Raw genomic sequence first — 11,898 nt, 5'->3', positions numbered from 1 at the left:
GCTCCTTTTCCCGCCAGGAGTCAGTCATGGATGCCCAAGCCCTTCGCGCCGAAACCTTCAAGTCCCTGCATGAGCGCGACCGCGCCTTCGTGATGCCTAACCCTTGGGATGCCGGCTCCGCGGTGATGCTCACCAGCCTTGGCTCTGAAGCCCTTGCCACGACCAGTGCGGGTTATGCGTTCAGCCTGGGGCGCCCGGACGCGGAAGGCGCGTTGTCCCTTGAAGACACGTTGCTCAATGCCGCCATGATCGCCAAGGCCACCGCGCTGCCGGTGGCGGCCGACCTGGAAAACGGCTTCAGCGATACCCCTGAAGGCTGTGCCGAAACCATCTTGCGGGCGGCGGCCAGCGGTATCGTGGGGGGCTCTATCGAAGATGCCACCGGCGTTGCCGTCGACCCGATCTATCCCTTCGACCTTTCCGTAGAGCGCGTGGAAGCCGCCGTCGCCGCTGCCCGCAGCTTGCCATTCCCCTTCACACTGACGGCCCGCGCGGAAAACCTCCTGCATGGTCGCCTGGATCTGCCCGACACTATTCGCCGCCTGCAGGCCTACGCCGAAGCCGGCGCCGACGTGCTCTATGCGCCGGGCCTGCGCAGTGCTGAGGACGTGCTGGCGGTGGTCAAGGCCGTGGCGCCAAAGCCGGTGAACGTGTTGATGTCCGGCGGCCTGAAACTCAGCGTGGCGCAATTGAGCGCGATGGGGGTAAAGCGCATCAGCGTGGGCTCGGCCATGGCACTGGCGGCCTATGGTGAATTCTACCGAGCGGCCCAGGAAGTCTATGAGCTGGGCACCTTCAGCTTTACCGAGCGCTCGATGCCCTTCAGCCAGGCCAATCAGTTCTTCAAGGACTGAGCCGTGCGTTTTTTCAAACTGCTGGGTGCTCTGCTGGTGCTTGGTGGTGCATTTGTCGTGGGTGTATGGCGTGGCTGGCTACCATTGCCGGCAGAATGGAACCCCTGGTCGCCGCTGGACGTGAGGTCCAGCCCTAACCTGTTGACCCGCTACAAGCTGGGGCGCCTGCAGGATGACCCTGTGCTGTGCGACCAAGTGCTGAAAACCTCTGGTTTGCGTGTCAGCCATCAGGCTGACACGCCCGCCGACGCTGCCTGTCCTCTGCGCAATACCTTGCGCGTGCAGGGGGCAGACGTGGCATTAAGCAGCAGCTTTCTCGCCAGCTGCCCGTTGGCCGTGGCGTTCGCCCTGTTCGAGCGTCACAGCCTGCAACCGGCAGCCCAGGCGGTGTTCGGCCAGGCGGTGACACGGGTCGATCACCTGGGCAGCTTTGCCTGTCGCAACATGTATAACCGTGCCGAAGGGCGGCTCAGCCAGCATGCGTCGGCCAATGCCTTGGATATCGCCGGGTTTCGCCTGGCGGATGGGCGCAGTATCAGCGTGCTCAAGGATTGGTCCGGGGAGGGCGACAGCGCGCGGTTCCTGCGCCAGGTGCGCGATGGCGCCTGTGATGATTTCAATGTGGTGTTGAGCCCGGACTACAACGCCGCGCACCGCAACCATTTCCATCTGGACATGGGGCGTTGGTGGGTGTGTCGCTAGGCCGCCAGGCGCAGGTTGTGGGTGATCAGTGGGCGTGCCCAGTGGTAGTCGAAGTCCAGCGCCTTCTGTTGCGCCAGCAGTTCTTCGGTTGGGTAAGGCGTGGCGGGTGGTGGCAACAGGTCCAGTTCGAACTCGGCAATCGGCAAGTGCAGAGGGCGTGGTTCCGGCGCCGGGCCGGGCTCAGGCAATGGCTGGCCGGCCGTGAGGACGATCGGGCGAACCCAAGCGCTTTCGAAATTCTGCTGGCGCTGCTGCGCGACGATTTCTTCCTGTGGGAATGGCGTGGCGGCCGGTGGCAGCAACTCGGTTTCGAATTCGGCGATAGGCAGGAACAGTGGTTCAGGTGGCGCAATCTCGGTGTCTTTGACGTCGCACTCACGCTGCGTGAGGATCTGCGACAACAGGTCGGCACCGGCGCTGGGCTCTACCGTCGGGTCCGCCGGTGCCGGCGCCTTGGCGGCGAGCGCGTCCGGCGTTTCACCGAGCTGCTCGGCCAGCGCCCGGGCGAAGAAGTCCTGCCACACATGGCTCACCCCGGCCAGCGCTTGAGTATTGCGCAGGCCGTAGTGGTTATGGGTCGGCAGTACACCGATGGTTAGGGGGAGAATGTCTGACATTTTTCTCGGTCGACGCTCAGCTCTGGCAAAATACCTGACTGTTGTTTTTATCGGCCGTTGTTTGCCGATCCTTAATATTTTTGAGCGTAGCGATTGATGAGCGAACAACCAGCGGCCAGCCGCATCCAGGTCGAGGCCTTGGGCGAAGGTTTCCAGGCCCGGGCCGAGCAGTGGGCTGCACAGCTCGGCTTGCCTTTACAGCTCGCGGATGCGGATTTTTCCCTGCAAGTGGGGGAACACGGCCTGCAACTGCAGCAGCTTGGACCTGACGCGCCGGGACCGGTGCGGGTGGACTTCGTCGAAGGCGGCGCGGCTCACCGTCGGCTGTATGGCGGCGGCAGCGGACAGATGATCGCCAAGGCCGTGGGCATTGCCCAAGGCGTGCGTCCCCGTGTGCTGGACGCCACGGCCGGTCTGGGCAAGGACGCGTTCGTGCTGGCCAGCCTGGGCTGCGAGATGAGCCTGATCGAGCGCCAACCGCTGATCGGTGCCTTGCTCGAGGATGGCCTGGCGCGCGCTACGCAGGATTTTGACGTAGCGCCCATCGTGGCGCGCATGAAGCTGCTCAAGGGCAACTCCATTGACGTGATGCTCAATTGGCAAGGGGAGCCACCCCAGGTGATCTACCTCGACCCGATGTTCCCCCACCGTGAGAAAACCGCCCTGGTGAAGAAAGAAATGCGCTTGTTCCGGCCACTGGTGGGCGATGATCCGGATGCACCGGCCCTGCTGGCCGCCGCCCTGGCCCTGGCCAGCCACCGCGTGGTGGTCAAGCGCCCGCGCAAGGCGCCCTGCATCGAAGGGCCCAAGCCGAGCCATGCGCTGGATGGCAAGTCCAGCCGGTATGACATTTATCCCAAGAAAGCGCTCAAGTCTTAAGCCACAAGCCACAAGCCACAAGCTGCAAGCAAAAGCGCTTTTCACTTGCTGCTTGCAGCTAACCACTTGCAGCCGCATCTCTCCTATAGGCCCGCATAAACAACCCCACCACCTCCTGCACATGGGCTTCGGCGGCTTCCTCACTCAGTTGCCCGCCGCAGCCATACAGCAGGCAGAAGTTCGCGGTGCCCTTGAGCAGGCAGAAGAAGTGCTCGGCTGCCGTAAGCGGTCTGTCGATGCTCAGCGCGCCGCTCTGGTCGATCTTGCCGAGCAGGCGCTCCATGCCCTGGAGCATGCGCATGGGCCCGGCTTCGAAGAAGATCTGTGAGAGTTTCACGTCCTGATTGCCGGTGGTCATCATCAGGCGATGCAGGTTAACCGACTCTTCACTGTTGATCAGTCGATGGAACCCCCGGGCGATATTCAACAATACCGTTTCCACCGGCATGCCTTCGGGCAGTTCGAAGTACATCACCGGCAACTGTTCCTCGCACTTGGCCACCACGGCGGCGGTGAACAAGGTTTCTTTGTCGGTGAAGTGGCTGTAGACGGTCAGTTTCGATACGCCGGCCTCAAGGGCCACGGCATCCATGCTGGTGTTGGCGTAGCCGTTGCTCAAGAACAGGATTTTCGCTGCCGAGAGGATAGCCTGGCGTTTTGCCATGTCCTTGGGACGCCCGGGGCTATTGGTGCTTACACGATTGTCGGACATTTCTACCTTTAATACTGGACTGGCGAGTTTGGTATTAATAACATACCGGAAAGTATAATTATTCCTAGCTCCATTTGCGAAAGGTCCTTCAGCATGCGCAGCACTTTCCTGCCCTTTGCGTTGCCTGTCTGCCTGGTCTTCCTGTTGGCCGCCTGCGGCCATGAAGAAGCGGTCCAGACCACCGTCCGCCCGGCCATGGTGGTGCAGCCGCAACCCTCGGCGCAGTCGACGGACAGCTACCCCGGTGAAGTACGCGCGCGCTATGAGCCGGACCTGGCCTTTCGCATCGGTGGCAAAGTCAGCAAGCGTCTGGTGGAGGAGGGCGAGCGGGTCAAGACCAACCAGGCGCTGGCGGAACTTGACCCTCAGGATGTGCGCCTGCAACTGGAGGCCGCCCGTGCCCAGGTCGCCGCTGCCGAGGCCAACCTGCGCCTGGTACGCGCTGAGCGTGATCGCTACAAGACCCTGATGGACCGTCAGATGGTCAGCCGTTCCCAGTACGACAATTCCGAAAACCTCTACCGTTCCGGTGAAGCGCGCCTCAAGCAGATCAAGGCCGAGTTCGACGTGGCCAGTAACCAGGCCGGTTACGCCGTATTGCGCGCCCCGCAGGATGGCGTTGTCGCCAAGCGCGCGGTGGAAGTCGGCCAAGTGGTCTCCGCGGGCCAGACCGTGTTCACCCTGGCCACCGATGGCGAGCGCGAAGTGCTCATCAGCCTGCCCGAACAAGGGTTTGGTCGCTTCAAGATCGGTCAACCGGTCGCGGTGGAATTGTGGAGCCAGCCGGGCCAGCGTTTCACCGGGCGCATCCGTGAACTGTCGCCTGCGGCTGATCCAAAATCACGCACCTTCGCCGCTCGCGTTGCCTTCACCGGCGGCAAAGTCCCGGCGGAACTGGGGCAAAGCGCTCGCGTATTCATACAGGCCGACGGCGTTGTTCCGCTGTCGGTACCGCTGTCTGCCCTGAGTGCGGAGAACGGTGCGTCCTACGTCTGGCGTGTACAGCCGGACAACACCCTCAAGCGCACGCCGGTACGCATCGGCGCCTTTGGCGAAAAAACCGTGCCGGTGCTGGAAGGCTTGACCCCCAACGACTGGGTGGTCGCAGCAGGCGTGCATGTGCTCCACGAGGGCCAGCAAGTGCGCGCGGTGGATGGCTCCAACCGTATAGTGAACCTGGCGGCCAAGGAGTAGTCCCCGATGGCTTTCAATCTTTCCGAATGGTCGTTGCGTAACCGCCAGATTGTACTGTTCCTGATGATCCTGCTGGCTGTGGTCGGTACTTTGTCCTATACCAAACTGGGGCAAAGCGAAGATCCACCGTTTACCTTCAAGGCCATGGTGATCAAGACCAACTGGCCCGGCGCTACGGCCCAGGAAGTCTCGCGCCAGGTCACCGAGCGTATCGAGAAAAAACTGATGGAGACCGGCGAATACGAGCGCATTGTCTCTTTCTCTCGCCCGGGCGAGTCCACCGTCACCTTCATTGCGCGCGACTCCATGCACTCTGTGCAGATTCCTGAGTTGTGGTACCAGGTGCGCAAGAAGATCAGCGACATCCGGCAGACCTTGCCGCCGGATATCCAGGGGCCGTTTTTCAACGACGAGTTCGGTACCACCTTCGGCAATATCTACGCCCTGACCGGCGACGGCTTCGACTATGCCGTACTCAAGGACTACGCCGACCGCATCCAGATTCAGCTGCAACGGGTGGCGGATGTGGGCAAGGTCGAGTTACTTGGCCTACAGGATGAGAAGATCTGGATCGAGCTGTCCAATCTCAAGCTCGCCACCCTTGGCCTGCCGTTGGCCGCTGTGCAGCAGGCGTTGCAGGAGCAGAACGCGGTCTCCACTGCCGGCTTCTTTGAAACCCCGAGCGAGCGCGTGCAACTGCGCGTGTCGGGTAATTTCAAGACGGTGGAAGAAATCCGCGACTTTCCTATTCGTGTCGCTGATCGAACCTTCCGCATCGGTGATGTTGCCGATATTCACCGCGGCTTCAACGATCCACCGGCGCCGCGCATGCGTTACATGGGGGCGGATGCTATCGGACTGGCCGTGGCCATGCGCGACGGTGGCGACATCCTGGTGCTGGGCAAGGCTCTCGAAGGCGAATTCGCACGCTTGCAAAAGAACCTTCCGGCGGGCATGGAGCTGCGCAAGGTGTCAGACCAACCGGCAGCGGTGAAAACCGGTGTCGGCGAATTCGTGCAGGTGTTGGCCGAGGCATTGGCGATTGTCTTGCTGGTGAGTTTCTTCTCCCTCGGCATACGCACTGGCATGGTCGTAGCACTGGCGATTCCGCTGGTGCTGGCGATGACCTTTGCCACCATGTATTACCTCGGCATCGGCCTGCACAAGATTTCCCTCGGTGCGTTGGTGCTGGCCCTTGGCTTGCTGGTGGATGATGCGATCATTGCCGTGGAAATGATGGCAATCAAAATGGAGCAGGGCTACGACCGGCTCAAGGCGGCCAGTTTTGCCTGGACCAGCACCGCCTTCCCGATGCTCACCGGCACGCTGATCACGGCGGCCGGCTTCCTGCCGATTGCCACCGCGCAGTCGAGCACAGGTGAATACACACGCTCGATCTTCCAGGTGGTGACGATCGCGTTGCTCGCCTCATGGATCGCCGCCGTGGTGTTTGTGCCGTACCTAGGGGAGAAACTCCTGCCGGACCTGGCGAAGATTCACGCGGCCAAACATGGCATCGATGGCCCGGATCCCTACGGCACGCCGTTCTACCAACGTGTAAGACGTTTGGTGGAGTGGTGCGTGCGTCGGCGCAAAACCGTGATTGTCCTGACGTTGCTGCTGTTTATCGGCTCGGTGGCGTTGTTTCGCTTTGTGCCGCAACAGTTCTTCCCGGCCTCAGGCCGCCTGGAGCTGATGGTCGACCTGAAACTGGCCGAAGGCGCTTCCCTGAGCAACACCGCCGACCAGGTCAAGCGCCTGGAAGCCTTGCTCAAGGAACACGCCGGCATTGATAACTATGTGGCCTACGTCGGCACCGGTTCGCCGCGTTTCTACCTGCCACTGGACCAGCAACTGCCAGCGGCCAGTTTTGCGCAGTTCGTGGTGTTGGCTAAGACCATCGAGGGCCGCGAAAGCCTGCGCACCTGGCTGATCGAAACCCTCAACGAACAATTCCCCGACCTGCGCTCACGCGTTACCCGCCTGGAAAATGGCCCTCCCGTGGGCTATCCGGTGCAGTTTCGCGTAACCGGCGAACACATCGAGGAAGTCCGCGCCCTTGCGCGGAAAGTCGCGGCCAAGGTTCGCGAAAATACCCATGTGGTCAATGTGCACCTGGACTGGGAAGAGCCGAGCAAGATCGTCTACCTCAATATCGACCAGGACCGCGCCCGCGCCCTCGGTGTCAGTACCGCCAACCTGTCGAAATTCCTGCAAAGCTCACTGACCGGTTCCAGCGTCAGTCAATATCGGGAGGACAACGAGTTGATCGAAATTCTCCTGCGCGGCACCGTCCACGAGCGCACCGAGTTGTCGCTGCTGCCCAGCCTGGCGGTACCGACCGACAACGGTAAAAGCGTGGCCCTGTCGCAGATCGCCACCCTCGAATACGGCTTTGAAGAGGGCATTATCTGGCACCGCAACCGCTTGCCGACGGTGACCGTGCGCGCCGATATCTACGGCAAGGAACAACCGGCAACGTTGGTCCAGCAAATCCTGCCAACCCTTGAGGGTGTGCGCGCCGAATTGCCGGATGGCTACCTGCTGGAAGTCGGTGGCACCGTCGAAGACTCCGCCCGCGGGCAGAACTCGGTGAAGGCCGGCGTGCCGCTGTTTATCGTGGTGGTGCTGACCTTGCTGATGCTGCAATTGCGCAGCTTCTCACGCACGGCGATGGTGTTTCTGACCGCGCCGTTGGGCCTGATTGGCGTGACGCTGTTCCTGCTGGTGTTCCGCCAGCCCTTCGGCTTCGTGGCCATGCTCGGGACCATCGCGTTGTCTGGGATGATCATGCGCAACTCGGTGATCCTGGTGGACCAGATCGAACAGGACATCAAGGCCGGGCTGGCGCCGTGGCAGGCAATTATCGAAGCCACCGTACGGCGTTTCCGCCCGATTGTGCTGACCGCCCTGGCGGCGGTGCTGGCGATGATCCCGCTGTCACGCAGCGTGTTCTTCGGGCCGATGGCAGTGGCGATCATGGGTGGCTTGATCGTGGCGACGGCGTTGACCCTGTTGTTCTTGCCGGCGCTCTACGCGGCGTGGTTCAAGGTTCGGAAGGCGGCATAGAGGGGTAAGGGCCAATATTTGAGTGTCGAAACGGGTGGCGGGAGCCGGGAACGCTTCCTGCATTCCTGCCACTTAGAGACTACCTGATCACAGGTATGGATTTGTCGATGTCAGTTGTTGACGACAACGGTAAATGGACTCATCTCTTTGGACTTAAGGAATACTTTATGTTTTTTTGCCCCTTCAAGTGCTTTTTTTCTGCGCTGTCGATGCCTCAAAGACCCCCGGTAAGCGGTCCTTGCCCGCAAGAGCCGCCACCCCGACCTTGCCCGCCGCCGCCCCGGCCTTGCTACGCAAAACCGCCTAGCCCTTGCTGGCCTGAGCCCAGTCCCGCGAGGCCACTCCCTTGTTCAATGCGTTCGGCCGAGCCGCCCATGAGTATTGGTTATGGCGTGGCAACAACGACGACTTTTGTCGTGGGCGCTTTCCTGTAGTTGTCTGGTTTAACCGCTGGAACGAATCTGCATGCCCTCCCGGTGAGGGCATCTTGCGGGTACTTGCAGTAGACTTCGCGAGTTTGATGATGGCCACTGTCGCCGGGCCATCCATGTTGACGCGTCAGTTTCGATGGGGGGAACGACTTTGGGTCGTCACTCTTGAGGAAAACCTGCATGTTCGCCTGCATTCCAGCCCTGATGTTGCTACTGCTTGCCCCCGGTCCCACCAATACCTTGCTGTTTCGTGCCGGCGTATTGTTTGGCTATCGTGCGTCCTGGTGGTTGGCATTTGTCGAGTGCCTGGCTTACGTGCTTCAGGTTTCGATATGGGGTGTTGCACTGCTCTACCTGGCGGCCTATTCGCCTTGGGCGTCGAAGTTCACGCAATTGGCGGCGGCCGGATACCTGCTGTATGTCTCGTACAAGCTCTGGCAACGCAAAAACAGCACCGTCGACCCTGGCCGTGACCGCCTCAGTGGGTGGAGTTTTTTCTGGTTGACACTGATGAACCCCAAGGGGCTGTTGATCGTGTCGTTTATTGCGCCGGCCGGCACCTTTGCCGCATGGCAAGGCTATGCCGGGTTCATGGCCACACTGGCATTGGTGGTGATACCGGTAGGGTCTGCGTGGATCGTATTCGGCAGTCGCTTCGAAGGGCTGCAAAAAGCCTGGCTGACACCCTTGAAGATCAACCGTGCGACGGCGCTGGCCTTGGGGGGCTTTGCAACGTTGACGGTGGGGCGATTGGCTGAGTCGGTACTGCATTGAAGAAAGGCATGTCTCAATTTTCGTGGTTATTGAGATAGGTGGGGTTTTCTGCTGTACTCAAGTCTCAGAAATCAAAAATTGAGATTTTGATGATTAAACTGCCACCCAAGGTGCCGGAACGGGTTTTTGTTCTCATTGGCCAGGAGCCCCATCTTCAACATCTATCTGACTATATGAAGCTGTCTCAGCCAACAGACAGTCGGGGCCGCTATTTGCACTTTGATCAGCTACGCCACCGTTTTCCTCAGCACTTGGATCAAGCGATATGCTGGGGGATCGTAAAGTACGAGCGCTCCCGTCTGTATCAGAAAATAGTGCCCGTAGGTACGCCTGAGGTCTGGTGCAACTTTGTATTAACGCCAACCGCACAACGCGTGGTCTCCACGGTCGACAGATATGCCTCGACTGCCGCACTTGAGTACATGAGCAGCAAGGTCGGGAAGGCTGCTCATATAAAGTATTTGCTCAACGACCTGATTGAAGATGAGGCCATCAGTAGCAGCCAGTTGGAGGGCGCGGCAACCACGACGCTCGTTGCAAAAGATATGTTGAAGCGAGAGCGACTGCCCAGAACGCCAGATGAAAAAATGATCATCGGCAATTACCGAATGATGCGTTTCGCTTGGGATAAGAGAAACGAGCCGCTAAGTGTGGAGTTGATCGCGGACATGCACGAAGTAGGTGTTCAGGGCATTGACGATGATAAATATTCTCCTGGCAGCTTTCGTTTAAACGATGAGGTGGTTGTCCAGGATGGTGATGGCAATGTTGTGCATTCGCCACCTCCCGCAGAAGGGATCATCACTCGGCTGGAGCGGTTGGCTGATTGGATCAATACTTGTCACGACGATGCTACGGCCACCCGCTACCTGCATCCACTGATCAAAGGCATTTCTCTGCACTTTGCCTTGGGTTACGAGCATCCCTTTCGGGATGGCAATGGTCGTGTTGCGCGTGCGTTGTTTTATTGGTTCATGTTTAAAAGCGATTACGCGGCATTCAGGTATATCTCCATCAGTGTCTTGCTGAAGAATGCGGCTGTTCAATACGGTATGTCTTATCTGTATACGGAGACGGATGAACTCGATCTGACTTACTTCATCGACTATCAGTGCTCCATCGTGCAACGCGCAGTTGATGGATTTAAGCAGTCTTACGAGATAAGTGTCCGAGAGGCCGAGGCGTTTGAGCGTTGGTTATGGGAGTCAGGACTTTATAAGGAACTGAATGAGAAACAAAAGACGGTATTTCAGGTCGCCAAGAGCGGTACCGCCAAACAGTTCACAGCCGTCAATGTGAAGGAAAATCTAGGCTGTTCTTACAATACGGCATCGGCCGTGCTGAACGGTCTAGTCGACTTGAATATATTTGTCAAAAAGAAGGTTGGCCGCGAATGGTTCTTTTCAATGCGAGATCAAGCAGAAATACAAAAGAACTGGTTAAAGGCTTCTCATTGAGCGGCTTCCCAATGCCCACGTCTCGCTGAAACGTGGGCATCACAGCTATTACAAGGCGCCAAACACCTTCTTCGCCAGGCTGGTCGCCGCAGCCGCCGGGTTCTTGCGAATCGTCTCTTCCTGCTGCGCAATCATCTTGAACAAACCATCCAGCGCCTGTTCGGTCACGTAGCTTTCGACGTTGGCGCTCTTGGCATCCACGGCGCCAAATGCGGCGGCCTTGCCTGCCAGGGCGTTGTACTGCTGGGCCACGCCCACCTTGTCGGTAGCGGCCTTGACGATCGGCAGGAACTTGGCGCGGATGGCTTCGCGGCTGCTTTTATTCAGGTATTGGGTGGCGGAGTCCTGGCCGCCGCTGAGGATGCCCTTGGCGTCGGTCATGCTCATGTTTTTCACCGCATTGACCAGGATCGGCTGGGCCTGGGTCACGGCGGTTTCAGCGGCTTTGTTCATGCTGTCTTCCAACTGCGTGACCTGGTCACCCATGCCGAACATTTTCAGCTTGTCGGCGACTTTGCCCAGCTTGCCCGGCAGGCCGATCTTCACTTCAGGGTTGTTGCTGAAACCACCGGGTACACCCAGTTGTTTCACGGCGATCTGTGCGCCTTGGGTCAGGGCGTCCTTGAGGCCGCCGCTGGCGTCGCCCTGGGACAGGCTACTGAGGTCCAGGGCCATGGCATTGGCGCCGAACAGCAGGCCGGCACACAGGGCAGTGAGGCGAAGGGAGTTGCGGAGCATGGGAGCGTCCTTATGTTCGAGTTCAGGGTGCTACGGCGTTCACGCGCACGCGCAGCGGCTGTGGATCCTGGCCGTTGAGCTGCACCGTGTGCCGTTCGGTGGTGATAAACAGTAGCTTGCCATCCAGCTCGATGCGAGCGCTCACCGAATAACTGTGGCCTGGCTTGACCTGTGCGGGGTCGTAGGTCAGGTGAAACGGCAGCGGCACCTGGCCTTTGACCGGGCCTTTCTGCTCGGCCAACGTCACCGCAGGCGCATCCGCCAGGGACACGTCCTGCAGGCTCACGCTCAAGGTGGCGGCGGGCGGCAGGGCAATGCGTTGCAGGTAGAACACCTCGCCGTCGAGGCTGGCCTTGGGCGCTGGATGCATGGATTGGCAGGCTCCGAGCAGGGCGGTGAGGCCCAGGAGAATGATCTTTTTCATGGTGCAGCTCCTTTTCAACGGCGCCAGCATCCAACTGGCGCCTTGTT

Annotated in this window: 11 protein-coding genes; 7 read left to right on the top strand and 4 right to left on the bottom strand. The window is 59.8% G+C overall.

The genetic code is table 11. From position 1 onward, the window contains the following. Positions 1-26: 26 nt before the first annotated feature. Together V3W40_RS02050 and V3W40_RS02045 are read left to right on the top strand one after the other, a co-directional pair. Positions 27-854, top strand: a complete 828-nt coding sequence (locus V3W40_RS02050) for an isocitrate lyase/PEP mutase family protein (RefSeq protein ID WP_330214333.1) — start codon at positions 27-29, stop codon at positions 852-854. Between the two features lie 3 nt (positions 855-857). Continuing rightward, positions 858-1,556 carry an extensin-like domain-containing protein gene (locus V3W40_RS02045; protein WP_330214332.1) on the top strand — a complete coding sequence of 233 codons (699 nt, stop codon included), beginning with the start codon at positions 858-860 and terminating at the stop codon, positions 1,554-1,556. On the opposite strand, the gene V3W40_RS02040 is transcribed toward V3W40_RS02045, so the two are convergent. After that, positions 1,553-2,173, bottom strand: coding sequence for an energy transducer TonB (locus V3W40_RS02040; protein WP_065926478.1), 621 nt, complete (start codon positions 2,171-2,173; stop codon positions 1,553-1,555). The two genes, V3W40_RS02045 and V3W40_RS02040, sit on opposite strands and share 4 nt — an antisense overlap. Before the next feature lie 96 nt (positions 2,174-2,269). Between V3W40_RS02040 and V3W40_RS02035 the strand changes: the two genes are divergently transcribed. Beyond that, a complete protein-coding gene (locus tag V3W40_RS02035) occupies positions 2,270-3,052 on the top strand; it encodes a class I SAM-dependent methyltransferase (protein ID WP_065926477.1) in 783 nt (260 codons plus the stop codon). 58 nt (positions 3,053-3,110) lie between these two features. Here V3W40_RS02035 and V3W40_RS02030 read toward each other — a convergent pair whose 3' ends face one another. Beyond that, positions 3,111-3,764 (bottom strand): TetR/AcrR family transcriptional regulator, encoded by a 654-nt coding sequence (locus tag V3W40_RS02030; RefSeq protein ID WP_065926476.1) that lies wholly within the window; start codon positions 3,762-3,764, stop codon positions 3,111-3,113. A gap of 93 nt (positions 3,765-3,857) precedes the next feature. On the opposite strand from V3W40_RS02030, the gene V3W40_RS02025 reads away from it, so the two are divergent. The 4 genes from V3W40_RS02025 (at position 3,858) to V3W40_RS02010 (ending at position 10,689) form a co-directional block, all read left to right on the top strand. Continuing rightward, positions 3,858-4,958, top strand: coding sequence for an efflux RND transporter periplasmic adaptor subunit (locus V3W40_RS02025; protein WP_092487588.1), 1,101 nt, complete (start codon positions 3,858-3,860; stop codon positions 4,956-4,958). A 6-nt stretch (positions 4,959-4,964) separates the two neighbouring features. Beyond that, positions 4,965-8,027: an efflux RND transporter permease subunit gene (locus tag V3W40_RS02020; protein WP_330214331.1), complete on the top strand. Its 3,063-nt coding sequence runs from the start codon at positions 4,965-4,967 to the stop codon at positions 8,025-8,027. Between the two features lie 611 nt (positions 8,028-8,638). Continuing rightward, the gene (locus V3W40_RS02015) at positions 8,639-9,232 is read left to right on the top strand and encodes a LysE family translocator (protein WP_065926473.1); all 594 of its coding nucleotides are present in this window, start codon (positions 8,639-8,641) and stop codon (positions 9,230-9,232) included. Positions 9,233-9,324: 92 nt separating this feature from the next. Continuing rightward, complete coding sequence (locus V3W40_RS02010; RefSeq protein WP_065949012.1) at positions 9,325-10,689, top strand: Fic family protein; 1,365 nt, start codon at positions 9,325-9,327, stop codon at positions 10,687-10,689. 48 nt (positions 10,690-10,737) lie between these two features. On the opposite strand, the gene V3W40_RS02005 is transcribed toward V3W40_RS02010, so the two are convergent. Further along, complete coding sequence (locus tag V3W40_RS02005) at positions 10,738-11,427, bottom strand: DUF4197 domain-containing protein (protein WP_330214330.1); 690 nt, start codon at positions 11,425-11,427, stop codon at positions 10,738-10,740. Between the two features lie 22 nt (positions 11,428-11,449). After that, positions 11,450-11,851: a YbaY family lipoprotein gene (locus tag V3W40_RS02000; protein ID WP_027604494.1), complete on the bottom strand. Its 402-nt coding sequence runs from the start codon at positions 11,849-11,851 to the stop codon at positions 11,450-11,452. Positions 11,852-11,898 lie beyond the last annotated feature (47 nt).

Origin of the sequence: Pseudomonas sp. AM8 (assembly GCF_036346475.1) — a bacterium.
GTDB lineage: Bacteria > Pseudomonadota > Gammaproteobacteria > Pseudomonadales > Pseudomonadaceae > Aquipseudomonas > Aquipseudomonas marginalis.
Note: the sequence above shows the minus strand (reverse complement) of the source record. Positions and strands in the feature narration are given on the sequence as shown.

Coding starts and splice junctions, on each gene's coding strand:
- V3W40_RS02025 (WP_092487588.1), top strand. CDS start 3,858: ATGCGCAGCACTTTCCTGCCCTTTGCGTTGCCTGTCTGCCTGGTCTTC.
- V3W40_RS02050 (WP_330214333.1), top strand. CDS start 27: ATGGATGCCCAAGCCCTTCGCGCCGAAACCTTCAAGTCCCTGCATGAG.
- V3W40_RS02020 (WP_330214331.1), top strand. CDS start 4,965: ATGGCTTTCAATCTTTCCGAATGGTCGTTGCGTAACCGCCAGATTGTA.
- V3W40_RS02030 (WP_065926476.1), bottom strand. CDS start 3,764: ATGTCCGACAATCGTGTAAGCACCAATAGCCCCGGGCGTCCCAAGGAC.
- V3W40_RS02035 (WP_065926477.1), top strand. CDS start 2,270: ATGAGCGAACAACCAGCGGCCAGCCGCATCCAGGTCGAGGCCTTGGGC.
- V3W40_RS02000 (WP_027604494.1), bottom strand. CDS start 11,851: ATGAAAAAGATCATTCTCCTGGGCCTCACCGCCCTGCTCGGAGCCTGC.
- V3W40_RS02040 (WP_065926478.1), bottom strand. CDS start 2,173: ATGTCAGACATTCTCCCCCTAACCATCGGTGTACTGCCGACCCATAAC.
- V3W40_RS02015 (WP_065926473.1), top strand. CDS start 8,639: ATGTTCGCCTGCATTCCAGCCCTGATGTTGCTACTGCTTGCCCCCGGT.
- V3W40_RS02005 (WP_330214330.1), bottom strand. CDS start 11,427: ATGCTCCGCAACTCCCTTCGCCTCACTGCCCTGTGTGCCGGCCTGCTG.